The 23,774-nt window shown below is 73.1% G+C and carries 18 protein-coding genes and 1 tRNA gene; 5 read left to right on the plus strand and 14 right to left on the minus strand.

The genetic code is table 11. From position 1 onward, the window contains the following. Positions 1-43 precede the first annotated feature (43 nt). Positions 44-115: transfer RNA gene (locus RZ84_RS06910), tRNA-Val, on the plus strand. A gap of 223 nt (positions 116-338) precedes the next feature. Here the strand turns inward: RZ84_RS06910 and RZ84_RS06915 are convergent. Beyond that, positions 339-548, minus strand: coding sequence for a hypothetical protein (locus RZ84_RS06915; protein ID WP_043263544.1), 210 nt, complete (start codon positions 546-548; stop codon positions 339-341). A 608-nt stretch (positions 549-1,156) separates the two neighbouring features. Here RZ84_RS06915 and RZ84_RS06920 point away from each other — a divergent pair. Next, complete coding sequence (locus RZ84_RS06920; protein WP_043263545.1) at positions 1,157-2,491, plus strand: serine/threonine-protein kinase; 1,335 nt, start codon at positions 1,157-1,159, stop codon at positions 2,489-2,491. Between the two features lie 173 nt (positions 2,492-2,664). Here the strand turns inward: RZ84_RS06920 and RZ84_RS06925 are convergent, their stop codons facing one another. From RZ84_RS06925 to RZ84_RS06960, 8 genes are all read right to left on the minus strand, one after another. Continuing rightward, positions 2,665-3,483, minus strand: a complete 819-nt coding sequence (locus RZ84_RS06925; protein ID WP_043263546.1) for a TrmH family RNA methyltransferase — start codon at positions 3,481-3,483, stop codon at positions 2,665-2,667. Positions 3,484-3,536: 53 nt separating this feature from the next. Beyond that, entirely contained in the window at positions 3,537-4,775 is a 1,239-nt protein-coding gene (gene cobA, locus RZ84_RS06930; RefSeq protein ID WP_043263547.1) for a uroporphyrinogen-III C-methyltransferase, read from the minus strand. A gap of 359 nt (positions 4,776-5,134) precedes the next feature. Next, the gene (cobT, locus tag RZ84_RS06935) at positions 5,135-9,286 is read right to left on the minus strand and encodes a nicotinate-nucleotide--dimethylbenzimidazole phosphoribosyltransferase (RefSeq protein ID WP_043263548.1); all 4,152 of its coding nucleotides are present in this window, start codon (positions 9,284-9,286) and stop codon (positions 5,135-5,137) included. A 236-nt stretch (positions 9,287-9,522) separates the two neighbouring features. Further along, positions 9,523-10,743 (minus strand): precorrin-6y C5,15-methyltransferase (decarboxylating) subunit CbiE, encoded by a 1,221-nt coding sequence (gene cbiE, locus RZ84_RS06940; protein WP_043263549.1) that lies wholly within the window; start codon positions 10,741-10,743, stop codon positions 9,523-9,525. 177 nt (positions 10,744-10,920) lie between these two features. Beyond that, positions 10,921-11,556 carry a GNAT family N-acetyltransferase gene (locus RZ84_RS06945; protein ID WP_043263550.1) on the minus strand — a complete coding sequence of 212 codons (636 nt, stop codon included), beginning with the start codon at positions 11,554-11,556 and terminating at the stop codon, positions 10,921-10,923. Positions 11,557-12,097: 541 nt separating this feature from the next. Beyond that, positions 12,098-12,955, minus strand: a complete 858-nt coding sequence (locus tag RZ84_RS06950; protein ID WP_043269284.1) for a MetQ/NlpA family ABC transporter substrate-binding protein — start codon at positions 12,953-12,955, stop codon at positions 12,098-12,100. Between the two features lie 109 nt (positions 12,956-13,064). Continuing rightward, positions 13,065-13,799, minus strand: coding sequence for a methionine ABC transporter permease (locus RZ84_RS06955; RefSeq protein ID WP_043263551.1), 735 nt, complete (start codon positions 13,797-13,799; stop codon positions 13,065-13,067). After that, positions 13,796-14,857 (minus strand): methionine ABC transporter ATP-binding protein, encoded by a 1,062-nt coding sequence (locus tag RZ84_RS06960; protein ID WP_043263552.1) that lies wholly within the window; start codon positions 14,855-14,857, stop codon positions 13,796-13,798. Before RZ84_RS06960 ends, RZ84_RS06955 begins: the two co-directional genes overlap by 4 nt. A gap of 621 nt (positions 14,858-15,478) precedes the next feature. Here RZ84_RS06960 and RZ84_RS06965 point away from each other — a divergent pair. Together RZ84_RS06965 and RZ84_RS06970 are read left to right on the plus strand one after the other, a co-directional pair. Beyond that, positions 15,479-15,847 (plus strand): hypothetical protein, encoded by a 369-nt coding sequence (locus tag RZ84_RS06965; RefSeq protein ID WP_043263553.1) that lies wholly within the window; start codon positions 15,479-15,481, stop codon positions 15,845-15,847. A 4-nt stretch (positions 15,848-15,851) separates the two neighbouring features. Next, positions 15,852-16,310: a hypothetical protein gene (locus RZ84_RS06970; protein WP_043263554.1), complete on the plus strand. Its 459-nt coding sequence runs from the start codon at positions 15,852-15,854 to the stop codon at positions 16,308-16,310. A gap of 61 nt (positions 16,311-16,371) precedes the next feature. On the opposite strand, the gene RZ84_RS06975 is transcribed toward RZ84_RS06970, so the two are convergent. Together RZ84_RS06975 and RZ84_RS06980 are read right to left on the minus strand one after the other, a co-directional pair. Next, entirely contained in the window at positions 16,372-16,857 is a 486-nt protein-coding gene (locus tag RZ84_RS06975; protein WP_043263555.1) for a GNAT family N-acetyltransferase, read from the minus strand. Positions 16,858-17,061: 204 nt separating this feature from the next. Next, complete coding sequence (locus RZ84_RS06980) at positions 17,062-18,240, minus strand: glycerophosphodiester phosphodiesterase (protein ID WP_043263556.1); 1,179 nt, start codon at positions 18,238-18,240, stop codon at positions 17,062-17,064. A gap of 313 nt (positions 18,241-18,553) precedes the next feature. Here RZ84_RS06980 and RZ84_RS06985 point away from each other — a divergent pair, with 313 nt between their 5' ends. Next, positions 18,554-19,222 carry a lysophospholipid acyltransferase family protein gene (locus RZ84_RS06985; RefSeq protein ID WP_043263557.1) on the plus strand — a complete coding sequence of 223 codons (669 nt, stop codon included), beginning with the start codon at positions 18,554-18,556 and terminating at the stop codon, positions 19,220-19,222. Between the two features lie 84 nt (positions 19,223-19,306). Here RZ84_RS06985 and RZ84_RS06990 read toward each other — a convergent pair whose 3' ends face one another. The 3 genes from RZ84_RS06990 to RZ84_RS07000 all read right to left on the minus strand — a co-directional run bounded on the left by RZ84_RS06990 (position 19,307) and on the right by RZ84_RS07000 (position 23,726). After that, positions 19,307-21,277 (minus strand): bifunctional metallophosphatase/5'-nucleotidase, encoded by a 1,971-nt coding sequence (locus RZ84_RS06990; RefSeq protein ID WP_043263558.1) that lies wholly within the window; start codon positions 21,275-21,277, stop codon positions 19,307-19,309. A gap of 272 nt (positions 21,278-21,549) precedes the next feature. Then, entirely contained in the window at positions 21,550-23,178 is a 1,629-nt protein-coding gene (locus tag RZ84_RS06995; RefSeq protein WP_052229809.1) for an MFS transporter, read from the minus strand. Further along, on the minus strand, positions 23,175-23,726 hold the full coding sequence (locus tag RZ84_RS07000) for a TetR/AcrR family transcriptional regulator (RefSeq protein ID WP_043263560.1): 552 nt from the start codon (positions 23,724-23,726) through the stop codon (positions 23,175-23,177). The genes RZ84_RS06995 and RZ84_RS07000 overlap by 4 nt, the downstream gene beginning before the upstream one ends. Positions 23,727-23,774: the final 48 nt, after the last annotated feature.

A 23,774-nucleotide genomic window follows, 5' to 3' on the forward strand; every position in this document is an offset into this window, starting at 1 on the left:
CGCACGCAGCACCCGCGGACACCATCGAGATCCGCGGTCCCGAGGACGATTAGCTCAGCGGGAGAGCGCTTCCCTGACACGGAAGAGGTCACTGGTTCAATCCCAGTATCGTCCACACGGATCCTGAGGGCCGGAGCATTCGCTCCGGCCCTCGGTCGTTGTACCGGTACGTGGCCGCTCAACTGGCCCGGACGGCAGGCCGCTTGCCACAAGCTCGATGGCCGGGCATCTCCCCAGATGCCCGGCCATTCGTGCCGTCCGCCGCACCCCCGTCCCCACGGGGTTGTCGGCCGGAAGTCCCCCGTCCCGGGCCGCTCTCCCGGGACCGGGGCGCCCGTTCAGCGCCCCAGCATTCCGGCCACGGACGACGCCTGTGTGATGACGGCTTGCCAGCCGCCGAAGACCACGGCCAGGAGGAACACCAGCGGCAGCACCATGGCCACCGCTATGAGGGGGTGGCGGGTACCGGCGGCTCGTCGGCCGTCGAGCACGGCGGCGACTCTGCGCCCCTGCGCCCGAAGGTCCGTCCGTGCCGTGGTCTCCGCCATCGCCCCGCTCCTGTCGTGTCTGGGGCGGCGGGCGTCTGACCTCGGGGGACGAGTGCTGCACCCGCCGCTTGACCTCAAGATTAGGCACCCGGGCGGCGCCGGGCGTCATGCCCTCGTACCGCTTGGCGGGCCTCCGCGAGGATGACGCCAGGGCGCCCGGCGTACTCCCCTGGGTGGAGAGCACGGGAGCCGGACCTGGGGACATCCCCGAGGCCGAAGGGCGGTATCCGGGCCGGCCCGGAGCCGCAGGCGGCGGCCTACCGCCCTACGCGATCTTGAAACGGTGACTTCGATCACCTCACACCCTCTCCCGCGTACCGCCGCCCCGGCCCAGGGGCCGGCCTGGCGACGGCCGGGAGCGCAGCGGGACAATTGCCTTTCGTACCGTCAAAGTCCGTTCCAATAGGGATCATTGGGGTCCGGGGTGGGTAGCCCGACCGGGGCGCGGCGGGAATTGCTTGCCCGGTCCGGGTAACGCGGCGGCTGCCGGCAAACCGGTGGCCGACGCATGCGCGGCCTATCGGCACAGCGAGCCGTCAATCCGTAAGCTGTGCCACGTCAGACGGTTGAGCGGAGTGGGGCCTCCCCACCGCAGGCAGGGGACGGACATGGCGATGATGCGGCTCCGACGCGAGGACCCGCGTGTCGTCGGGACGTTCCGGCTGCACCGCCGGCTCGGCGCGGGCGGGATGGGCGTGGTCTACCTCGGCTCGGACAAGCGCGGTCAGCGGGTCGCATTGAAGGTGATCCGGCCGGATCTGGCGGAGGATCAGGAATTCCGGTCGCGGTTCGCGCGGGAGGTCTCGGCGGCCCGGCGGATCCGCGGCGGCTGCACGGCCCGGCTGGTGGCCGCCGATCTGGAAGCGGACCGCCCGTGGTTCGCCACCCAGTACGTACCGGGGCCCTCGCTGCACGACAAGGTGAACGAGGAGGGGCCGCTGTCACCGGCTCAGGTCGCGGCGATCGGCGCGGCGCTGTCCGAAGGCCTGCTGGCCGTCCACGACGCGGGTGTGGTGCACCGGGATCTGAAACCGTCCAACATCCTGCTGTCTCCCAAGGGGCCGCGGATCATCGACTTCGGGATCGCCTGGGCGACCGGCGCCAGCACGCTGACGCATGTCGGTACGGCCGTGGGGTCGCCGGGCTTCCTGGCACCGGAGCAGGTGCGCGGGGCCGCCGTGACGCCGGCGACGGACATCTTCTCCCTGGGGGCCACGCTCGCGTACGCCTGCACCGCGGACTCTCCCTTCGGGCAGGGCAGTTCGGAGGTCATGCTCTACCGCGTCGTCCATGAGGAGGCGCACCTGGCCGGGGTGCCGGACGCGCTGGCGCCGCTGCTCGCGGCATGTCTCGCCAAGGACCCCGCGGACCGCCCCAGCACCCTGTCGCTGTCCCTGCGGCTCAAGGAGATCGCGGCCCGTGAGGCGCACGGGCTGTCGGGCGGTCCGCTGGAGAACGGGACGGGCGGCGGCGCCGGTTGGGGGAGCGCCGAGCGCCGTCCGTCGGACCGGCCGACCGGGCAGCGGGCCGAGGAGTACGCGCGGCAGCGCACCGAGCGGCGGCCGGGGGGCACTCCGACGCCGCGTCCGAAGTCGTCCCGGCCGCCGACGCCGCGGGACGCGTCGTCCCGGCCCGGGGGCCCGGCGTCGGGAGCCGGTGCGCGGACCGGCGGGCGGGGGCCCGCGCCTCGTGCCGCGGGGCGAAACGGTTCACGTGCTCCGGTGCGTACCGGATCCGGCGCGCGCCGACCGGGTCCCGACCGGCGGCTGCTGCGGCAGCGGGTGGTCGTGTTCGTGGTGGTGACGCTGCTGGTGGCACTGGGGATCGCGGCGGCTCAGGGGTGCCAGGGACCGGTCCACGGGATGGGCACGCAGCGGCCGGTGCCGGTCACGGCGTACGGCGGCGGGAGCGTGTCGCAGGACGCGTCGGCGCCCGGGGCCTGAGGCTGGAGCAGGCGCCGGGGTGGGGGTGCCCCGGGGAGGGTGCCCTAGGGGGCCGGGGACGGGCGTGCCCTAGGGGGTGGGCGAACACTTTCCCTAGGGGGTGCGGGGTCCCCTTGCAGGCCGCAACGTGGCCGGGTGGAGTGGTATTCCGCGACGAAGCGGGGCGGGCGGTGTCAGGAGGCCGGGCGGCCCGCGGATACCGCGTAGAAGGCCACCGCGGCGGCGGCACCGACGTTGAGGGAGTCGATGCCGTGCGCCATCGGGATGCGGACCCACTCGTCGGCGGCACGGAGGGCACCCGTCGTCAGGCCGCCGCCCTCGGCGCCCAGCATGAGGGCGGCGCGCTCCAGGGTGTGCGGCGCGGCGGTGTCGATGGCGGTGGCCCGTTCGGCCGGGGTGAGGGCGAGCAGCTTGAAGCCCGCTTCCCGTACGACGGCCAGGTCGCGGGGCCAGCTCTCCAGGCGGGCGTACGGGACCGAGAACACCGCGCCCATGGAGACCTTCACCGAGCGCCGGTAGAGCGGGTCGGCACAGTCCGGGGAGAGCAGGACCGCGTCCATCCCGAGCGCCGCCGCACTGCGGAAGATGGCGCCGATGTTGGTGTGGTCGTTGACGGCTTCCATGACCACGATGCGGCGGGTGGTGCGCAGCAGTTCGGCGGCGTCCGGCAGCGGCTTGCGCTGCATCGACGCCAGCGCCCCCCGGTGGACGTGATAGCCCGTCACCCGCTCGGCGAGGTCCGGGCCGACCGCATAGACCGGGGCCGGGACCTCGTCGATGACATCGCGCATGACGTCGACCCACTTGGCCGAGAGCAGCATGGAGCGCATCTCGTACCCGGCGTGCCGGGCGCGCCGGATGACCTTCTCGCCTTCGGCGATGAAGAGCCCTTCGGCGGGCTCGCGCCGGCGCCGCAGCTCGACGTCGGTGAGACCGGTGTAGTCGCGCAGCCGCGGGTCGTCCGGGTCCTCGACGGTGATGATTTCTGCCACGGGGAGATGGTGCCTTGTCGGTCTCGGGATTCCCACGCCGGGGAGCGGATCGGTCAGCTGAGGGTGGTGGGGGCGGCGACGGTGACGACGTCGCCGATGACGATGACGGCCGGCGGGCGGACGCCTTCGGCCCGTACGGTCTCACCGAGGGTCGCCAGGGTGGCGTCGACGCGGCGCTGGGAGGCGGTGGTGCCTTCCTGGATGACCGCGGCGGGGGTGTCGGCGGGGCGGCCGTGCGCCACGAGCGCGGCGGCGATGGCGCCGCTGTTCTCCACGCCCATCAGGACGACGAGGGTGCCGCGCAGTTTGGCGAGCGCGGCCCAGTCCACCAGCGAGCGCTCGTCGTCGGGGGCGACATGGCCGCTGACGACGGTGAATTCGTGGGCGACGCCGCGGTGGGTGACGGGGATGCCGGCGGCGCCGGGGACGGAGATGGTGCTGGAGATGCCGGGGACGACCGTGCAGGGGATGCCGGCGGCGGCGAGCGCCTGGGCCTCCTCCATGCCGCGGCCGAAGACGAACGGGTCACCGCCCTTGAGGCGGACCACGGCCTTGCCGGCCTTGGCGTGCTCGATCAGGGCGTTGTTGATGGCCTCCTGGGCCATGAAGCGGCCGTAGGGGATCTTCGCCGCGTCGATGACCTCGACGTGCGGCGGGAGTTCGGCGAGCAGATCGCGCGGGCCGAGCCGGTCGGCGATGACCACGTCCGCCTCGGCGAGCAGCCGGCGGCCCCGGACGGTGATCAGGTCGGGGTCGCCCGGGCCGCCGCCGACCAGGGCCACGCCGGGGGTGTGCGGGCGGCGGTGGTGCGGGGCGGCGATGCTGCCGTCCCGCAGGCCCTCGACGATGGCGTCGCGGACGGCGGCGGAGCGGCGCGGGTCGCGGCCGGTGAGCACGGCCACGGTGACGCCCTCGCTGCGGCCGGTGGCCGGGGTCCAGGCGGTGGCGGCCTCGGCGTCGTCGGAACGTACGCACCAGACGCGGCGGTCCTCGGCCTCCTGGGAGGCGGCGGCGTTGGCCTCGGGGTCGTCGGTGGAGATCAGCGCGTACCAGGCACCGTCGAGGTCACCGGGCCGGTAGCGGCGGCGCTCCCAGCGGATCTCGCCGGTGTCGGCCATCGCCTCGACGGAGGGGGTGGCGGACGGGGAGATCAGCAGGACGTCGGCGCCCGCGGCGATGAGCGAGGGGAGCCGGCGCTGGGCAACCTGCCCGGCGCCCAGGACGACCACACGGCGGCCGGACAGCCGCAGTCCGACGGGGTAGGCAGCGTGTTCGGAGGCATGCTCTGCCATGGTGGTACGGCTCCTTGTGCGGATGGTGCGGGTTCGGCGTCCGGCTCAGTCGCTGCGGCACCGGAGCGGCTGATGAGGGGAAACGGGCCCGGCCCACAGCCTAGGCCCTTGTCGTCACACTCCCGTCGTCCGCCCGAGGGGCGGGCCGGGCGGCGTCCGGTGCGTGCGCTCGGCGTGCCGGGCGACGGCCCCTGTACTGGAACTGGGGTCGTTGCCCGGTGCCGGCGCGGCCCGGCCGTCGCGGTGGCCTGCCGGCACACCACCGCCGTCCGGCCGAGGCGCGGGCGGCGGGGGGGTGACGACGGGCCCCGGTGCTGCGGGCCGGAGGTCGGGGGCGGCCTGGTGAGGGCCGGTCCCGGTCAGCTCTTCTCGGTGACTCCGGCGGAGTCGAAGGTGGCGACCTCGTGCATGGCGCGGGCGGCGCTCTGCACGACGGGCAGCGCGAGCAGTGCGCCGGTGCCCTCGCCCAGCCGCAGGTCGAGGTCGACGATCGGACGGAGCCCCAGCTTGTTCAGCGCCGCGACATGGCCCGGTTCGGCGCTGCGGTGGCCGGCGATACAGGCGGCCAGCGCCTCGGGGGCGATGGCCCGGGCCACCAGGGCGGCGGCGCCGGCGCTGACGCCGTCCAGGATCACCGGTGTACGCAGCGAGGCACCGCCGAGGATCAGGCCGACCATGGCCGCGTGCTCCAGACCGCCGAGCGCGGTGAGGACACCGACCGGGTCGGCCGGGTCGGGCTGGTGGAACTCCAGGGCGCGGCGGACGACCTCGATCTTGCGGGCGTGCGTCTCGTCGTTGATGCCGGTGCCGCGGCCGGTGACCTCGGCCGGGTCGACGCCTGTGTAGACGGCGATCAGGGCGGCCGAGGCGGTGGTGTTGGCGATGCCCATCTCGCCGGTCAGCAGTGCCTTGTTGCCGGCGGCCACCAGGTCCCGGGCGGTCTCGATGCCGACCTCGATGGCCTTGAGGACCTCTTCCTGGGTCATCGCGGGGCCCTGGGTGAAGTCGGCGGTGCCGGCCCGGACCTTGCGGGGCAGCAGGCCGGGCGTGGCGGGGAGTTCGCCGGCCACGCCGACGTCGACCACGCACACTTCTGCGCCGACCTGGTTGGCGAAGGCGTTGCAGACCGCGCCGCCGCCCAGGAAGTTGGCGACCATCTGGCCGGTGACCTCCTGGGGCCAGGGGGTCACGCCCTGGGCGTGGACGCCGTGGTCCCCGGCGAAGATCGCGACCGCGGCCGGCTCCGGGATGGGCGGCGGGCACTTGCGGGACAGGCCGCTGAGCTGCGCGGAGATGATCTCCAGCATGCCCAGCGCGCCGGCCGGCTTGGTCATCCGCTTCTGCCGCTCCCAGGCTTCGCCGAGCGCCTTGGCGTCCAGCGGGCGGATGCCCTGGAGGGTCTCCTGGAGGAGGTCGTGCGGGTCCTCACCGGGCAGCGCGCGCCGTCCGTAGGTCTCCTCGTGGACGACCCAGGACAGCGGGCGGCGCTTGGACCAGCCGGCCTGCATCAGCTCGGGCTCGTCCGGGAACTCGTCGACGTAGCCGACGCAGAGGTAGGCGACGACTTCGAGGTGTTCGGGCAGGCCCAGTTCGCGGACCATCTCGCGCTCGTCGAAGAAGCTGACCCAGCCGACGCCCAGGCCCTCGGCGCGGGCGGCGAGCCAGAGGTTCTCGACGGCGAGCGCCGAGGAATACGGGGCCATCTGCGGCTGGGTGTGTCTGCCGAGGGTGTGCCGGCCGCCTCGGGTGGGGTCGGCGGTGACGACGATGTTCACCGGTGTTTCGAGGATCGCCTCGATCTTCAGCTCGCGGAACTGCTTGGCGCGCGCCTTGGGCAGCGACTTGGCGTAGGCGTCGCGCTGCCGCATGGCGAGCTGGTGCATCTTCTCGCGGGTCTCGTCGGACCTGATGACGACGAAGTCCCAGGGCTGGGAGTGGCCGACGCTGGGGGCGGTGTGGGCCGCCTCCAGGACGCGCAGCAGCACTTCGTTGGGGATCGGGTCGCCGCGGAAGCCGTTGCGGATGTCGCGGCGTTCGCGGATGACGCGGTGGACGGCGGCGCGCTCGGAGTCGTCGTAGGCGGAGGCGGCCGGGGGGGCGACGCGGGTGGTGTCGCCGCCGTCGGCGGGGACGTCGTCCTGGGCGACCGCCTGGGAGTGGTCCTCGCCCTCGCCGAGCTCGACGAGTTGGGCGTCGTCCTGCTGGTGCGGGCGGGTGGTGTCGTCGGGCGCGGCGCCGGCGGCGGGGACGGCGCCGGGCGCGGCGGCCTCCGGTGCCGACTCGGCGGCGGGCGGCTGTACGGCGTCGGGCGCGGCCCCGACCACCGGGACGGGCTCGGCGCTCGCCTGGGCCGGGATGTGCAGGACCGCCTTCTCCGCCCCCCTCTCTGCGGCGGCGGCATCCGGGGCGGGCTCGGCGGCCTGCGCCGCGGCCGGCTGCGCGGTGGCGCCGGCCGGAGCGTCGGCCACGGCCGGGGCATCAGGGGCCACCGCCTCGGGCTGGGGCGCGGCCGGGGGCTGCGCGCCCTCGGGGGCGGCCGGCGCTGCCGGTGCGGGCGCGGCGGGCTGACCGCCCTCGGCGGCTACGGGGGCCTGCGCGGACTCCGCGGCCGGCGAGCCGGGCTCCTCTATGACGGCCTGCTCCTGGGACGCGGCGCTCCCGGCCGCGGGCATGGCGATGGGGCCCTGCGGCGCCGCCGCGGCGTCCGCGGGAACCGGCTCGCCTTCGGGGGCCACGGGCTGGGCCTCGGCGGCCGGCTGGGCCTCCGCGGGCTGCTGGGCCTCGGCCGGTTCGCCCGACTCGGCCTGGGCGGGCCCGGGTTCGGCCGCGGGCCGGGACGCGTCCGCGGCCAGAGCTTCCTCGGCGGCCGGCGGCGCCGCGGATTCCTGCGGCTGAGCGGCGGCCTGCGGTTGGGCAGCGGCCTGCGGAACCTGCTCGGCACCGCCGGGCCGGGCCGCCGGCTCGGCCTGGTCCGCGGGCTGCGCCACGGCCCCTGCCTCCGCCACGGTTTCCGCCGCCGCCCCTGTCTCCGCCCCGGCCGTTGTTTCCGGCTGCGGCTGCGGCTGAGCGGCGGCCACGGGGGCGTCCTGGGCGGGGAGTTCCTGGACCGGCGCGGGGGCGGCGGCCTGGACCGGAGCTTCCTGGACGGCGGCCTGCTGGGCCGCGGCTTCCGGAGCGGCGGCCTCCGCCGCCGGGTGCTGCGGCTGCTCCGCCGCCTCGGCCGGGGCCTGGCCCGGCGTGCCCGGGGCGGCGTCGGCCGGCTCGGCGGCCTCCATGACGACCGCGGAACCTGTGGCATCCACCACCACGGCGGCGACCGCCGCTCCCGCGGCACCCTCGGCGGGCACCGGTGCCGGCTGCGCCGGAGCCTGCGGCTGGGTCTGGGCCGGCGGCTGCTCCGCGGGCAACGCGCCGTCCGACGCGGCCTGTTGGGGCTGCGGGGCAGGCTCGGCGCCCGGTTCGGCGACCGCGGCAGCGTCGGCGGGCACCGGCGCCGCCGGGGTGACCGTCTCCGCGCCCCCCGGGGTCTCCGCGGCCTCCGCCACGGGGACCGACACCGCCTGCGCGGACGCCTCTCCCCACGGCTGCACCTGCGCCGGGGCCTGGGAGGGAATCTCGCCCAGCTGCGGTCCGGGCAACGGGCCCTGGCCGGCGGCCCCGTAGGACTGCTCGGCGGACAACTGGCCGTCGTAGGGCTGCTGGACGTAGGCCGGGGCGCCGGCGGGCGGCGCCGGGTGCCCGGCGTCCCCGTGGGCGGCCTGCTCGGGAGACGGCTGAGCCGACCGGGCGTCAGCGGGCGGCGCCTCGGCGGGCCGGTCACCCACCGCCACGGCACCCGGCGCCGGTTCGGCGGCCGGCGCCTGCGGTGCCTCGGCCGGTACGTCGAGGTACTCGGGGCCGCCGGACACCTGGGCGGGCTGCCGGGGGGCGGCCTGGGGCGCCTCGGCCGGGCCGCGGTCGGCCAGCGAACGGACCACACCGCCGGTCGCGTCCGGGACGGGCGGGCCCATGTGGAGCGGGCGGCGCGGTGCGCCGGCGGGCTGGGCGGCGGCCCGTGCGCGTGCCTGGGGCTGGGGGGCGGCGGGCTGCGGGATGCGGACGGCGCCGAGGTCGACGGAACCGGAGTCGCGACCGCCGCTCTCGTGGTCGCCGACGGCCGGGTGCTCGGTGTCCGGTGCGGGCGCCGGCTCGTGACCGGCGGCCTGCTGGGGGCCGGCAGCCGCGTCGAACGGCCCGCCCTGCTGCGGTACGGCGTGCGGCTGCGGCAACGGCTGGGCGGGCTGCGGCGCCTGCTGGGCCGGCTGCTCGCTCCAGGCGCCCTGGGCACCCGGCATCAGCAGCAGGTCGTCGTCCTCGGGGACGGTGTCGGCCGCGTCGAGGTAGGGGTAGTCGCCCGACTGCTGCGTCGGGCCGGCGTCGGCAGGGGAAGGAACGGCCGGCTGCGGCTGCCCGCGATGTCCGCCTGCGTTCTCCGGCTGTCCCTCGCCCGGGACCTGGCCGGTGTCGGTCATGCGTACCCCTCGCCCATTGGTAGTGCTCCTTCGAACCGCTCGTGCGACCCGCTCGACCGGTGCGCACCGACGCCCCGATAGCTAGAACGAGCGAGCGCGCCTCCCGGCACGTCCGCCCTCAAGTGCTTCATTTTCGTCCAAAACCACGGCATTTTCCGGATATTGGCGTACGAAGCCGAACGCGGAACGGCGGCGCAACGATCCGCCAGCCTACCTCGCGCGGGTGGGCTTCCAGGTCACGGGTGAGGAACGCGATACCCGCTCAGCAAAAACACCACAGAGCGTTCACGTTCGACCCAAACGGAGGTGTCCAGTTCTACTGACTGCAGGAGGGCGCACTCGACTTCGTACCCGCCGTCGGCGAGCGCCCGGCCGAGCGCCTCGGCCTCGTCGCGGGTCGCGGCGTGGGTGACGATCCGTTCGGGACGACGGGCCGCGCAGGCGGTGACCACGTCCACTCCCCCGGCGCCGATACGCACCACGTCCGGCTCCGGCAGGTCTTCCAGGATCTGCGGCGCGCGGCCGTGGACGACCTGGAGTTGGACGCCGAGCCGGCGGGCGATGGCGGCGGCGCGCCCGCAGGCGTCCGGGTCGGCGTCGACCGCGATGACGGCGGCGCCGAACCGCGCGGCCTCCGCGGCGGCGGCGCCGCTTCCGGAGCCGATGTCCCAGACCAGGTCGCCCACCCGCGGCCCGAGGCGGGCGAGTTGGGCGGTGCGCAGCTGGACGGACTCGCCCTCGCCGAGCGCCCCGCCGTACGCGCGGTCCGGAAGTCCCCAGCCGCGCGGCCCGGTCGGATGGCCCACCTCGTGCGCGGCGATCCAGCCGGTGCCCTGGGCGGCGGCGCCGGCGGGCGATCCGCCGACGACGATGACGACATTGGGGTCGCGCCATACGTGGTCGGCGGCCTTGTCGGATGTGAGGACCGTCACCCGTTCCCGTTCGGTGCCCAGGTCCTCGCAGATGACGAAGGTGCGGTGGACGCCGCCCAGCAGCAGGGCGAGTTCGGCGGGGCCGGCGCCGGGCGAGGTGAGCACCGCGACCTTGGGGTGGGCGCGGCAGACGTTGACCGCGCGGCGCAGGTCACGGCTGTGGGCGACGACGATCTGGGCGTCGTCCCAGGGCATGCCAGCCCGGGCGAAGGCGGCGGCGACGGAGGAGACGGCCGGTACCACCTCGACCTCCAGGCCGTATTCGGGGGCGCGCAGGGTGCGTACCACACCGAAGAAGCCGGGGTCGCCGTCGGCGAGTACCACGGCGGTGCCGCGGTGCTGGGCGATGCGGCGGGCGGCCAGGGTGACGCTGCCGAGGCGGATCCGCTCGGCGGCGGGCGGGACTTCGGGGAGCGCGAGATGGTGCGCGGCTCCGGCCACCAGCGTCGCGGCGCCAAGGGCTGAACGGGCGGCGGCGGTCAGCGGGGAGCCGTCCCATCCAATCACCGTGACCCGGTCGGCCATGCTCGTCAGTCTCCTGGGGCTGGTGGGGTGCGCGGGCGGGCGGCCGCCTGCCGGTGGTCGTGCGACGGGCGCTGAAGGTGCTGGTCGGTGCGGTTCGGTGCTGGTCGGCGCGGTGCGCGCGGATGTTCCGGCAGGCCGAGGGTACCCCGATGGGCGGGGACCGGAGGGGGTGCGGGGTCAGTTCCACTCGGGGTAGGCGAAGCCGTTCGCGTCGGCCATTCTGCCGGGGAGGCCGTCGAGGTCCTCGGGCAGCAGGCTCCATACGATCAGGTCCGTACGGATGTCCGTCCAGCCGCCGTCTTCCGTGCGGCTGCGGGCTATCCAGGCGTTGCGCAGCACGCCCTCGCTGATGCAGCCGATCTTCTGGGCCACCTGCTGGGCGGCGGTGTTGTCGGCGGCGGTGCGCAGCTCGATGCGTTCGAATCTCAGGTCCCGGAAGAGCCACTGCGCGACGGCGAGCACGGATTCCGAGGCGTAGCCCTCGCCGCGCGCCCAAGGGGCGGTCACGTAGCGGATCTCGGTGCTGCGGAGGCGCCAGTCGGTGTGGTCGAGGACGATGGAGCCGACCAGGCGCTGGGTGAGGAACTCGGTGACGGCCAGGGCGATGCCGCGGCCCCCGGTGCGGACGGCGGCGGCCCCGCCGGTGGCCCAGGAGCGGGCGTCGGCGAGGGTGTACGGGTGCGGCAGCGCGGTCCAGGCGGTGACCAGCTCGTCGGAGATCATCTCGGCGAGGGCGGGGACGTCGGCCTCTTCGAAGGGGCGCAGCACCAACCGGTCCGTGCTGAGGGAGATGTCCGGAAAGGTGGATGTCATGCCGATGCTCCAACGCCGTTGACTGGGGTGTTCCGGGACGTCACGGGCTGTTTTCTCCGTGAGGTCGCGGGCCGTCCTGACCGTCTTGAATGCACCAGCATGCAGCATCCGCCCACGGGCGTGCCACGCGCCCGGGCCGGTGGCCGCATCGGCGGCCGTCCCTGTCCGCCGCCCCTGGCCGGTTCCGCAACTGACCGCGTGCTCCGGTGCCGTGGCTGCTCCTGACGGCTGCTCTGGCCGCCTTCCGGCCGCGTATGCGGGCGGCTGTCGCTGCCGGCTCCGATGCCCTGCTCGCCTCGCTCACGCTGATCGGCCTGCTCGCCCGCCCCCCGCCCCCCACACCTCCCCACCACACCCGCCCACCCCCCGAAGGGGGGTGGGCGGCGGGGAAAAACAACAAGAGGTACGGGTGGGCGGCGGGGAACAGAGGACAGCGCCCCCACCCACGTCGCCATGGCCATACACGGACAACACCTCTGTCCACATGGCCAACGCCCCTGCCTACGTGGACAGCGCCCCCGCGCCCCGCCCCCTCGCCCCCTCAGCTCTTGACCGGGCCGAAGGCCGGGATGACCGAGCCGTCCTTGTACTTGTCCTCGATGAACTTCTTGACCTCGTCGGAGTTCAGGAGCTTGGCGAGCTTCTTGATCCGCGGGTCGTTCTCGTTGCCCTTCTTGACGGCCAGGAAGTTGGCGTAGGGGTTGTCCTTCGCCTTCTCCAGGGCCAGGGCGTCGGTGGACGGCTTGAGGTGCGCCCCGACGGCGAAGTTCCCGTTGATGACGGCGGCGTCGACGTCGTCGATGCGCGGCGCGGTCTGCGCCGCCTCCAGCTCGGTGATCTTGATGCCCTTGGTGTCCTTGACATCCGTCAACTTGGCGTCGGAGCCGGCGCCGGGCTTGAGGGTGATCACACCGTTGTCGGCGAGCAGCTTGAGCGCGCGGCCCTCGTTGGAGGGGTCGTTGGGAACCGAGACGGTGGAGCCGGCCTTCAGGTCGGAGAGCTTGTGGATCTTCTTGGAGTAGACGCCCAGCGGCTCGATCTCGACGTTCACGACCGGGACGATGTGGGTGCCGTTCTCCTTGTTGAAGGTGTCCAGGAACGGCTTGTGCTGGAAGAAGTTGGCGTCGACCTGGCCGTCGTCGGTGACCTTGTTGGGGATCTTGTAGTCGTTGAACGGCTTGACGACGAGCTTGAGGCCCACCTGCGGCGCCAGCTTGTCCTTGACGTAGTCGAGGATCGTGGCGTGCGGGGTGGGGCTGGCCGCGACGACCAGAGGCGCGTTCTTGTCGCTCTTGTCGCTGCTCGCGGTGGCGTCGGACGGAGCGCTGCAGGCGCTCGCGCCGAGGGCGACCGCGGAGGCGGCGGCTATGGCCACGGTGATCTTGATGGTGTTACGCACGAAGAGTGCCTCTTTCTTGTGCACACGGGGTTTCCGTGTGGTCCACGCCCGGCAAAGGGTCCGGGCTTCGGGGGTGCGGGTGACGCGGGTGGTCCGGGGGGTTCGGGGATCAGGCGGCCTCGGTGGCGGGCGCCGGCTCCTCGGCGCGGACGCGGCGCAGACCGACGCGTACGGTCGCGGCGCGGCCGCCGCGGCGGGCCCGCCGGCGGACGATCAGGTCGCCGATCAGCTGGACGAGGGTGACGAGGACGACCAGCTCCACCACGGTGGTGATCATCAGCGAGGTCTCGTACTGCTGGTAGCCGTAGGTGTAGGCGAGGTTGCCCAGGCCGCCGCCGCCGACCGCGCCGGCGATCGCCGAGTAGCCGACCAGTGTGATGACGGTGGTGGTGACGGCCGCGACCAGGGCGGGCAGCGCCTGCGGAAGCAGCACCTTGAAGACGACGGTCCAGGTGCCGCCGCCCATCGCCTGCGCGGCCTCGACCAGGCCGTGGTCGACCTCGCGCAGGGCGGCCTCCACGAGGCGGGCGAAGAAGGGGATGGCGGCGATGGTCAGCGGGACGACCGCGCCGGTCGGGCCGATGGAGACGCCGACGACGAGCCGGGTGAACGGGATCAGCACCACGATCAGGATCAGGAACGGGAAGGACCGTCCGGTGTTCACGAGCGTGCCGAGGGCCTTGAACACCACGAAGTTCTGCAGCATGGCCCCGCGGCCGGTCAGATGCAGCAGGATGCCGACGGGTATGCCGATGAGCACCGCGTAGAACGTCGACCACCACACCATGAAAAGCGTGTCGAGGGTGTTGTCGTACAGCAGCGGCTGCATGTCGTTCCAGCTCACTTGGCGCCTTCCTTCCGGAGCGGGGCGGTGGTGGCGCCGGCGGCGCCGGTCTCGGCGTCGCCGACGACCTCCACCTGGAGGCCCTGCTCGCGCAGGTAGCCGATGGGTACGACGTTGTCCTCGAAAAGGCCGGGGAGTTCGATCCGCATCCGGCCGATCTGCTTGCCGCCGACGGTGTCCATGGCGGCGCCCAGGATCGAGATGTCGACGTTGTAGGTGCGCGCGAGCTCGGACACCACGGGGCGGGTGGCGGCCTCGCCGTGGAAGGTGATGTCGACGACCGTACGGTCCTCGGCCGAGGGCTCGCCGCCGACCGGGAAGAGCTCCCGGGCCAGTTCGGAGCCGGGGGTGGCGAGGAGTTCGGCGACCGTGCCCTGCTCGACGACGCGGCCGTTCTTCATCAGCGCGGCGGAGTCGCAGATCGTCTTGACGACGTCCATCTCGTGCGTGATGAGCACGATGGTCAGGCCGAGCTGGCGGTTGAGGTCGCGCAGCAGCTGGAGGATGGAGCGGGTGGTCTCCGGGTCCAGGGCGCTGGTGGCCTCGTCGGAGAGCAGCACCTTGGGGTCGCCGGCCAGCGCCCGGGCGATGCCGACGCGCTGCTTCTGGCCGCCGGAGAGCTGGGCCGGGTACGCATGGGCCTTGTCGGCGAGGCCGACCAGGTCCAGCAGCTCCAGGGCCTTGCGGGAGCGTTCGCGGCGGTCGACCTTGAGGATTTCCAGCGGCAGTTCGACGTTGTCCTGGACGGTGCGCGAGGACAGCAGGTTGAAGTGCTGGAAGACCATGCCGATGTGGCTGCGCGCGGCGCGCAGCGCGGCGTTGGCACGCTTCTGGTTTCCGGCGAGCGCCGTGAGGTCCTGGCCGGCGACGGTGACCGTGCCGGAGGTGGGGCGCTCCAGGAGGTTGAGGCAGCGTATGAGGGTGGATTTACCGGCGCCGCTCTGGCCGATGACGCCGTACACCTCGCCCTCGCGGACGTGCAGATCGACGCCGTCCAGGGCGGTGACCTCGCGGTCTCCTGAACGGTAGACCTTGGTCAGGCCCGTTGTGGTGATCACAGGGAATTCCGTCACTGTCGAGTGCTCGGCGGCTCGCCCGCCGGGCACGGGGCATTCTTGCGAGTGCGGCAGAGGGGAACGCGGAGCGGCGGCGGGCGCGGGGCCCGGCTCCGGGTTCCGGTGACGCGGGGCGGCCGGTGGCGTCCGTGGGGTGACGTACGGCGCATGGCAGCAAGGTCTCGCTTCGGGGCGCGAGGCTCAGGCGGGGGCCCTCAGCGGTCACACATTCGACACAGGCAACGAGCACCGGGCGCGGTGGGCGCCTCGGTCGCAGGGGTGCGGTGGCTCGTCGTGGTCATGGCGGCCAGTAAACCAGACAGCGGTGCGAGCCGCTCAAGCCTGTCCGTATACCGGACGCCGGTGACCGCACGATGGATGGCGCCGGGCTCCGCGCCGCCGCTCCCGGCCCGGCGCCGATGGCCTGCGCGGACGGCGCGCGCGGCCCCCGGGCGGCGGCGGCCGGCCCCCGCCCGGCCGCGGGGCACGCTGTGGCCAACGCCACGGCCGCCGCGCCGGCGGGTGCCGCGGCGGGGTCGGGCGCGGCCGGCCACCCGCCGCCGATTAGCATCGGCCCATGCCCCGCAAACCCATGGCGCGCGAGCGCGTCGCCCGGAGGCCCCGGTGATCGACGCGCTGACGATCGCGGTCGGCCTGACCGCTCTCGCCCTGGCCGTCTGGTGCGGCTTCGCGGCCTACCGCGACCAGCCCACCAAGGACTGGCACTTCATCGGCATGGCCGTCGTGTCGCTGCTCTGCATCGTCCAACTGGTCATCGCCTTCGTGCAGTTGGCGCGCGGGCAGTCGCCGCACAAGGGCACCGCGCTGTTCGTGGCGTATCTGCTCGGGGCCGCCGCCTGCGTACCGGCGACCGGGTTCATGTCGCTCTCGGAGCGCACCCGGTGGGGTTCGGCCACCGTCGCGGCGGGCGCCGTGGTGCTGGCCGTACTGGAAGTGAGACTGTTCGACATCTGGGGAGGCGGCAGTGCCTGAGGCAGTGCCCGAGACCACCGCGAGCGCCGCGGCACAGCACGCCAAGGGCGCGGGCCCGGCCGGGAGGCGGTCGCTCGGCACCGGCCCGGGGCGGCTGCTGGTCACGGTCTACGGGATCTTCACGGTGGCCGCCGCGTCCCGCTCGCTCTACCAGCTGATCGCCCAGTTCGACCGGGCCCCGCTGGCGTACGGCCTCTCGGCGGTCTCCGCGGTCGTGTACGGGTTCATCACGTTCTCGCTGGTGCGGGGCGGCGAGGGCGCCCGCAGGGCGGCGATCGCCTGCTGCGGGCTGGAGCTGCTGGGGGTGTTCGGCATCGGCACCTGGACGCTGGTCGACTCGGCCGCGTTCCCGGACGCCACGGTCTGGTCGGACTACGGGATGGGCTACCTCTTCATCCCGGTCATCCTGCCGGTCACCGGTCTGATCTGGCTGCGCCGGGCCCGCGCGGGCGCGGCGGCGTAGCCGGGGCGGCAGCCGCGTCAGAGGTACGGGCCCGCCACCGACGCGGGCCCGTCCCGGCGTCCTACGCTCCGGTGAGCTGCTTCTCCAGCGTGACCACGCTCAGCCGGGTGGTGAGCTGCTCGGTGCCCACCGGCGCGTAGCCGTGGCTGCGGTAGAGGCGGAGACTGCCCTCGCTGCGGTGGCCGGTGAAGAGGCGGTAGCGCTTGGCGGACCGCTCGGCGGCGAGCCGTTCCTCGACGGCGGCCAGCAGCCGGCCGCCGAGGCCGTGCCGCTGGAGGCGCGGGTGCACGATCAGTTTGGCGATCTTCGCGGTGCCGTCGGGGTCGACCGTGCCGCGGACCGATCCGACCACCTCCTGACCGAGTCGGGCCACCATCACGCAGCCCTCGCCGAGTTCGGCACGCAGGGCGTGCAGCGTCTGGGTCAGCGGCTCGATGGCGTAGTCGTCGTAGAGCGCGGCCTCCGTCTGGTAGCAGAGGTACTGGAGTTTGAGGATCTGTTCGGCGTCGTCGTCGGTCGCCGCAGAGATGGTCACGCTCGTGCCCATGCGCGTTTGCCTCCCCTTTTCGGTTCGCTGCTCGCTTCCGGAGTCCCCGCAAAACAGGCGCGGCAATCTCCGGCGCGAGCATTCTGCGCAGGCAATCGGGACAAGCGGAACGGACCGGCGCCAAGCTCCCCTGTGACATTCCCAACTCAGATGAGTGCGGAGGCGGATGGGGCGGCACGGCGCCGGTCCGGGACGCGCGGGCGGTCAGTGCCGGCGGAACTCCTCGGCGGCCAGCACCGCGGTGTCCGGGTCGTCGGAGAACAGACCGTCGATACCGGTCGCGTAGAGCGCCTTGAAGTACGCGAGCGAGTTGCCGTAGTCGCCGGGGTTCCTGCCGACCCGGAAGTCCAGCGGCAGGAAGCTGTTCTCGTTCCGCACGGTGTACGGGGTGAGGAACAGTCCGGCGGCGTGCGCGTCGCGGACGAGGGTGGTGGGCTTGCCGAGCTTGCCCTTGTCGTCCTGCGCGATGATCTGCGGCAGCCAGGGGCCGATGCCCTGGGCGAAGCCGGCGATCCACTTGAGCCCCTCGGGCTTGAGGAGGTCGGCGGTGGTGCGCGGATCGCCGGACGCGACGAAGTCCGCGGGCCGGACGGACGGTTCGTCGAGCAGGACGACCTTCGGGCACTTCACGCCCAGTTCGCTGAGCCGCCGGAGACTGCTGGGCTCGAAGGACTGCAGGAGGTTCGGGGCGTGCGCGGTGTGCCGGCCGTACCGGCGCAACAGCTTGGCGAGCGGCTCCTCGATGCCCAGGCCCAACGTGCGGAAGTAGGTGGGGTGCTTGGTCTCGGGGTAGATCCACACGGGGCGGCCACGGCGGCGCCCCTCGCGCTCGGCCCACTGAAGGACCTCTTCGAAGGTGGGTATCTCCCAGTGGCCGTTGTAGAGGGTGTTGTGCTGGCGGACGTCGGGGATGCGCTCCTTGGCGCGCAGGGTCTTCAGCTCGGCGAGCGTGAAGTCCTCGGTGAACCAGCCGGTGATCTTCTTGCCCTCGATGGTCTTGGTGGTCCTGCGGCCGGCGAACTCGCGGTGGTCGGCGACATCGGTGGTGGCGGAGATGTCGGGCTCGTGCCGGCAGACCAGGTGTCCGTCCTTGGTGGGGACGAGGTCACCGGCCTCGATGACGTCCGCGCCCATGTCGAGGGCGAGTTGGTAGGAGCCGAAGGTGTGCTCCGGGCGGTAGCCGCTGGCGCCGCGGTGGCCGATGACGAACGGGACGGGCAGCTTCGCGGGCCGCCCGGCGGGCGTCGGCCGGGACGGCCGACCGGCCGGATCCGCCGTAGTGGCCGCGGCGGCCGGGCCGGCGGCGGCGAACACCGCCGCTCCGGCGCCCAGCGCCGCGGCCCCCAGCACCGACCGCCGTCCTGGCTCCTGCCGCTTCTCCATACCGTGCTCCTCGCTGTGCGTCATGTTGCCGTCCGGCCGGTTTCCGGACTTTTCGCGGTTTTCCGGTGTATCAAGAGGCATCCCGGGAGATGTCTTGAGCACGTCACCGGGGGCGTCGTCCGATCGTAAGCACGAACGGGTGACATCGGCGAGACGAGCGGAGATCCCGGAGGGACCATGGACCCAACCCGCGTCAACTCTGCGTATCGCCTTGGTGAACCCGATGTGCGAGCGGGGGTAACCCGCGAGTATGGTCCTGGGCGGCAGAGTTCTGCGGCCCCTTGACCTGTCCAGCCACGACCCGGAGGACCCGTTGTCCCGCATTGTGCTGAAGGCGATTCTCGGACTGATGATGCGTGTCCTGTTCCGCCCGAAGGTCGAGGGCATCGAGCGCATTCCGGAGACCGGCCCGGTGATCCTGGCCGGTAACCACGTCACCTTCATCGACTCGCTGTTCCTGAGCCTGGTGGTCAAGCGCCCGGTCTTCTTCATCGGCAAGGACGAGTACGTCACCGGCAAGGGCGTCAAGGGCCGCCTGATGGCCTGGTTCTTCACCACCGCCGGCATGATCCCGGTGGACCGCGACGGCGGGCACGGCGGGGTCGCGGCGCTGATGACCGGCCGCCGGGTCCTGGAGGAGGGGCACGCCTTCGGCATCTACCCGGAGGGCACCCGCTCCCCCGACGGCCGGCTGTACCGCGGCCGTACCGGCATCGCCCGGCTCGCCCTGATGACCGGCGCCCCGGTCGTCCCGTTCGCCATGATCGGTACGGACAAGGTGCAGCCCGGCGGCAAGGGCCGTCCGCACATCGCCCCGGTGACGGTGCGCTTCGGTGAGGCGCTGGACTTCTCGCGGTACGACGGCATGGACCGCGACCGCTATGTGCTGCGGGCGGTCACCGACGAGGTGATGAGCGACGTCATGGAGCTGTCCGGCCAGGAGTACGTCGACATCTACGCCACCAAGGCCAGGGCCGCCTGACCTCTGCCGACGCCACCGGGCCCCATCCCCGTACCGCGGGATGGGGCCCGGTGCGTTGTCCGGACCGCCGGCAGGGCGCGCCGGTCAGCAGGGCACCCGGAAGCCGCCGGGGGCGCGCTGGCCCTCGGCGCCGCCGGTCAGCGCCGCCCGCAGGGCCGCTTCGGGCCGCGGGATGTTGCCGCCGACCACTTCGAGGAGCTGCTGCTCCACGGCGACGATGCCGGTGCGGGCGCCGGGGACGTGTGCGTTCTTGACCGCGACGCGGCTCAGCGGGGCCGGCGCCAGGTGCCTCTTGGTGCGGATGAAGGCGACGAAGCTCTCGAAGTCGCGGGTGTGCCGGACGGGTTCGGTGAATCCGGTGAAGGCGCTGAAGCCGTCCTGGTTGATGAGGGTGTAGGAGGGGGCGGCCAGGCGGTAGGTGCGCGCCCGGTCGAGGGCCCTGCCGTCGATGAAGACCTCGGCGGGGTCGATCCGGCGGCCGACCTTGCCCGCGGCGTCGAAGGTGTAGCGGACGTTGCCGGAGACGGCCAGCGGGGCGAAGGCCAGGCCGCCGCCGTGGGCGGGCGCCCACTGCTCCTCCAGGGCGTCGTGGATCTGCTGTCCGGTGACGGTGACCGTCATGATCGGGTCGCCGAAGCCGACCGCGTTCCACGCCTGCCCGAAAGTGATGACGCCACCTGACTCCTCGTCACGTTCCAGGTCGGCCGAGATGATCGCGGAGCCGACGCGCGGGGCGACCGCGATGACGGCGAGCTCGGCGGGGACGTTGCGGTGGGCCGCGGGGTCGTCCATCGGGCCGTGCGGCTGCCCGCCGGCCCACAGTGCCCAGTCGGCGACGAGGTTGCCCATCGTGGACTCCCCCGCGGCGTTGCGCTGCCGGGTGAAGGAGGCGGACTGGGTGCCGATCCGGGTGCGGGCGCGCCGGGCGCCGTAGCCCGCCCAGTAGTCGGCGATCGACTTGAGCTCCTTGTCCGGGGCCACATCGCGGGTGTTGGGGTGGTTGACCGCGGTGGTCAGCGAGCGGATGACCTTGCCGGTACGGCGGTCCAGCCGGAGGTTGATCTCGTTGATGATCTGGCCGTAGCAGCCGGCCTCGACGAACGGGCGGGGGGCGCCCTTGGGGTCGGGCAGCATCATGGTGAAGGCGCAGTGCCAGTGGCCGGTGACGATGGCGTCGATGTCGGCGGAGGCGCGCAGCGCCAGCTCGTAGGCCGGGCCCGACGGGTCGCTGCCGCTGGAGAAGTCGCTGCCGGCCACCGCGCCGTCGTGCATGCTGAGCACGATCGCGTTGACGCCGCGTGACTTGAGCTCCGCGGCGGCGCGGTTGGCGGTCTCCAACTCGTCCAGGGTGCGCAGGCCAGGCTGGTAGGAGCCGGGGAAGGACTCGGTGCCGATGGCGGTCAGGTGGATGAAGCCGATCGGCAGTTTGCGGCCGTGGCCGGCGTCCACGTGCACGATGTTGTACGGCGGCAGCACCCGCTTGCCGGTCTCGTGCCACACCATGTTGGCGCTGTAGTACGGGAAGTCCGCCCCGCGGAAGCGGTGGCCGGTGGAGTCGGTGAAGGAGTCGTCCCGGCCGGCGACCCGGAACGACGTGCCGCGTTCCATGTGCGACGTCAGAAACGTCGCGGACTTGTCGAATTCGTGGTTGCCGGCCGAGGCGAAGTCCAGGCCCATGGCGTTGAGGGCCTCGATGGTGGGCTCGTCGGCGAAGGAGGCGGCGTCGAACTCCCAGCCGGAGAAGAGGTCTCCGGGGGCGAAGAAGATGGAGTTGCGACGCCCGGCGCGCAGCCGCTCCAGGTGGGCGGCCATGTAGGCGACGCCGCCGACGGTGTAACGCTTGCCGCCGGCGCCGGTGATGACGGAGTTGCCGCCCGGGGCTCCCTGGAGGTAGCCGTGCAGATCGGTGATGTTGAGGAGCTGGACGTCGACGTACTCGTCGGCGGTGGCCGCGTCACGGGCGTGGCCGGTGGCGTAGGCGTTGCTGCCGATGGCGCTGGCGGTGGCCATCGCCCCCGCAGCGGTGAAGAAGGACCGTCGTCCGATGTCGCGCACTCTGCGTCACTCTCCTGAGCGGGGCCGACCGTTGGGGGGACGACGGGAGAGTCAAACGAGCCGCGCGGGACATCCGGCCACGAGGGCGCATACCGGGTATGAACGGCGGGGGACAGTCGCCCCCGGGGGCGTGTCCCGTGGATCATGGCGGGTGTTCACCGCCGGGTGCCACGGGACACGCCTGCGCGGGGCCAGGGGGCCCGGCGCTGTCCCTCGTTCGCCTGCCGGGTCCGCCCTTACGGGTGTCCGGGCTGCTACGGGAGTTCGGGACGCTACGGGAGTTCGGCCGGGCCGCCGGTCGCGGAACCGGATCCGGTCACCGGCGCGGCGGCGTCCGGCGCGGCCGGCTCCACGGCCGGGCTGTTCGCCAGCTCCTGGCCGCGGAGCAGGAACCACGCGGCCACCGCGGCGCCCAGCAGCACCACCGCGCCCACCCCGGCGGCGGTGTCCACGCCGTTGACGAAGGAGTCCTGAGCGGTCTTCAGCAGCGCGGCGCCCTGTTCGGCGGGGAGTTGGCCGGCCGCCTCGACGGCGCCACCGAGGGACTCGCGGGCGGCGCCGGCGGCGTTCTCGGGCACCCCGGCCGGTGTGCCGAAGCCACGGTAGATGCTGGTGACGATGGAACCGAGCAGGGCGATGCCGAGCGCGGCACCGAGTTCGTACGCCGTCTCGGAGACCGCGGACGCGGCGCCCGCCTCCTCCTTCGGGACGCTGGAGAGGATCACGTCGGCGGTGACGGTGAACGCGAAGCCCGCGCCGACGCCCACCACGAAGAGGATGAAGCACAGCGCGAGGGTGCCGGTGTCGCCGTGCAGGGTCATGCACCCGGCGAGCGAGAGCCCGACGACCGCGAGGCCGCCGGCCACCACGACGCGTACCGTCAGCCGCCGGGCGACCCAGCCCGCGGCCAGGCCGGCGCCCACCGCGCCGACCGCGGCCGGGAGTTCGGTGAGCCCGGCGTTCAGCGGCGTGCGCGACTGCACCATCTGCAGGAACTGGGAGAGGAAGAAGACCAGCCCGGACAGCCCCAGGATGGTCAGCAGGTCCGCCAGCACCGCGCCGGAGAACCCGCGGTGCTGAAAGAGCTTCATGTTCAGCAGCGGCGATTCCAGGGTGAGCTGGCGCCGGACGAACACGATCAGCGCGAGGACGCCGAGGACGGCCGCCAGCCCGATGTCCCAGCGGAAGCCGTGGACCGCGGCCTCCTTGATGGCGTAGACCACGGCGACGATGCCCACCAGCGACAGCAGGACGCTGGGAACGTCCCACGGCCCGGGATCCGGATTGCGCGACTCCGGGATCGCCCTCGCCCCGACGACGACCAGCAGCGCCATCACCGGAAGGTTGATCAGGAAGACCGAGCCCCACCAGAAATGACCCAGCAGAAAGCCGCCGAGGACCGGCCCGACGGCGGTACCTGCCGAGGCCATGGCGCCCCAGATGCCGATCGCCAGGCTGCGTTCCTTGGGGTCGTGGAAGAGGTTGCGGATCAGCGCGAGGGTGGACGGCATCAGCGTGGCGCCGGCCACCCCCTGGAGGGCGCGGGCGGCGATCATCATCTCCGGGGTGGTGGCGTACGCGGCGACCACCGACAGCGCGCCGAACGCGACCGAGCCGACCAGCAGCAGCTTCTTCCGGCCGATCCGGTCGCCGAGGCTGCCCATGGACACCAGCAGACCGGCGATGACGAACGAGTAGATGTCGCCGATCCACAGCAACTGGGTCCCGGACGGCCGCAGATCCTCGCTCAGGAACGGGGTGGCGAGGCCGAGGACGGTGGCGTCGACGCCGACCAGCAGCACCGCGAGGACGAGAACCGAGAGCGCGAGCCAGCGACCCGGCCGGGGCTGGTCGTCCACATGAGCCGAACCGGCCCGTCTTGACGCTATGGTCTCGCTCATTTCTCCATGCTCCGTCGGATGCCGCCGAGCAGCAGCCCGGCGATCGAGTGGTTGAGGTCGTTGCGGGCGACGCGTCCTTCGTGCACCGCCCAGGCGCCCGCCCCGATGAGTCCGTAGAACGCCTCGGTCAGCCAGGCCGAGCTCAGATCGATGCGGAAGTCGCCCTCTTCCTGGCCGCGGCGGAACAGCTCGGTGATCCGCGCATCGAGGCGGGCCCAGCCGGCGTTGATCTCGCCGCCCTCGAAGAGCTGGTTCTCGGTGAAGAGGAAGGCGAGGACGCCGGCGACCGGTTCGGTGGTGCGAATCAGCCGGCGCAGCGCCTGGGCGGCGTCCCCCTCGTCGAGCCCGGCGGCGTCCATCGCCTGCGCCAGCTGCTCGATCCCGTGCTCCTCCAGGGCCCGGATCAGCGCGTCCCGGCCCGCGAAGTGCCGGTGCAGGGTCGCCCGGCTGATGCCCGCGGCGCGGGCGATCTCGTCCATCGATGCCGTCGACCGGCGGGTGAGCAGCGCGGCGGCTTCCTTGAGTACATGTTCACGATCCACGGCCATGAGACACAGGATAACCGAATGAGACGTGAATGTCTCATCCTTACGACA

Origin of the sequence: Streptomyces sp. CT34 (assembly GCF_000805335.1) — a bacterium.
Classification (GTDB): Bacteria; Actinomycetota; Actinomycetes; order Streptomycetales; family Streptomycetaceae; genus Streptomyces.

Bases quoted from the DNA above. Each gene is read 5' to 3' on its own strand.
- RZ84_RS06995 (WP_052229809.1), bottom strand. From the start codon at position 23,178: ATGAGCGAGACCATAGCGTCAAGACGGGCCGGTTCGGCTCATGTGGAC.
- cobT (WP_043263548.1), bottom strand. From the start codon at position 9,286: ATGACCGACACCGGCCAGGTCCCGGGCGAGGGACAGCCGGAGAACGCA.
- cobA (WP_043263547.1), bottom strand. From the start codon at position 4,775: ATGGCAGAGCATGCCTCCGAACACGCTGCCTACCCCGTCGGACTGCGG.
- RZ84_RS06920 (WP_043263545.1), top strand. From the start codon at position 1,157: ATGGCGATGATGCGGCTCCGACGCGAGGACCCGCGTGTCGTCGGGACG.
- RZ84_RS07000 (WP_043263560.1), bottom strand. From the start codon at position 23,726: ATGGCCGTGGATCGTGAACATGTACTCAAGGAAGCCGCCGCGCTGCTC.
- RZ84_RS06980 (WP_043263556.1), bottom strand. From the start codon at position 18,240: ATGGAGAAGCGGCAGGAGCCAGGACGGCGGTCGGTGCTGGGGGCCGCG.
- RZ84_RS06945 (WP_043263550.1), bottom strand. From the start codon at position 11,556: ATGACATCCACCTTTCCGGACATCTCCCTCAGCACGGACCGGTTGGTG.
- cbiE (WP_043263549.1), bottom strand. From the start codon at position 10,743: ATGGCCGACCGGGTCACGGTGATTGGATGGGACGGCTCCCCGCTGACC.
- RZ84_RS06915 (WP_043263544.1), bottom strand. From the start codon at position 548: ATGGCGGAGACCACGGCACGGACGGACCTTCGGGCGCAGGGGCGCAGA.
- RZ84_RS06975 (WP_043263555.1), bottom strand. From the start codon at position 16,857: ATGGGCACGAGCGTGACCATCTCTGCGGCGACCGACGACGACGCCGAA.